Raw genomic sequence first — 1050 nt, 5'->3', positions numbered from 1 at the left:
GGCCGCCACGGCGCAGCACCGGGGGCTGCTGTACCGGCGGGTGTGGCGTGGGCAGCGTCGCCTCCCGGGCCTCGCGTTCGTGCGCCTCGACCAGCGCGATCGCTTCGGCACGCAGGCTGCGGCCGATGTCCGAGTGTGCCGCGGCCTGGAGCGCGAGGCGGAACGTGCGTTCGTCGCCACCCTCGAGCGCGGCCAGCAGGCGGTCTGCCAATGCGCGCGGTTCCTGCACGCCGGCCTGGGGCACATAGGCGGGCAGCCCGCGCAGCCAGGGTGGCGGTGCCGGCGGTGCCGGGTCGCGCCGCGGCGGGCCGGGATGCACCGGCAGCGGCGCGCGCTCGCGGCGCCGGTCCCAGTGTCCGGCGTCAGGCTGGGACGCTGCCGCGGCCCGGTCGTCCTCGGCCCCGGCGATCAGCCGCAGCGGCTGCCACGGCGCGGACAGCAGCGTGCGACGCAGATGCATGTCCTCGCGGTAACGCTCGACCATGGTGCGATGGGCGGCATGGCGCGTGCGGTTCTCCCCGTCGAGCAGCCCGCCCTCGGTGAAATTGCCGATGCCGTGCTGGGCGAAGCTGTGGCGGCTGAGGGCGGCCGGCAGCGGCGCACGCAGGTCCGGCCCGCGGTCGTTGTCGTAGCCGTGGCGTTCGAGATGGCGGATGTCGGCGGCGGTGGCGTACACGCGCACCTCGCCGAAGTGGCGGCTGGCGGCGCTGATCGGGTCCACCGCGCTGACGTGGTTGACCACCTGCGTCCCGCCGCGCGGCACGCCGTGCAGCAGTCCTGCCGCGCCGTAGGCGTTGAAGGTCTCCCCGCGCAGCCCGAACGCGTGCGCCGTGATCTGCGCCAGGCTGCCGCCGAGGGAGTGGCCGGTGACGGTGACCGACGGCTCTACGCCGGACTGCAATGCCTCCCGCTTGGCGACGCCGAGCGCATGGCGGGTGAAGGCGATCGCGTCACCCGCCTGGACATTGAATCCGGTGAGTACCATGCCGGCGTCCGCGCCCACGACGTCCCGGACCGACACTTCCGTGCCGCGATGGGCGACGATGATCT

The 1050-nt window shown here is 74.5% G+C and carries 1 protein-coding gene; it reads right to left on the bottom strand.

The annotated features are described in order from the left end of the window. On the bottom strand, positions 1-985 hold a 985-nt coding region (locus FPV26_RS12575; protein ID WP_246109291.1), incomplete at its 3' end, for a Tle-like phospholipase domain-containing protein. Between the last annotated feature and the right edge of the window lie 65 nt (positions 986-1050).

It is taken from the genome of Vulcaniibacterium gelatinicum (genome assembly GCF_008033445.1).
GTDB classification, from domain to species: Bacteria; Pseudomonadota; Gammaproteobacteria; order Xanthomonadales; family Xanthomonadaceae; genus Vulcaniibacterium_B; species Vulcaniibacterium_B gelatinicum.
The sequence above is the reverse complement of the archived record's forward strand: the minus strand, read 5'-3'. Positions and strand labels throughout refer to the sequence as shown.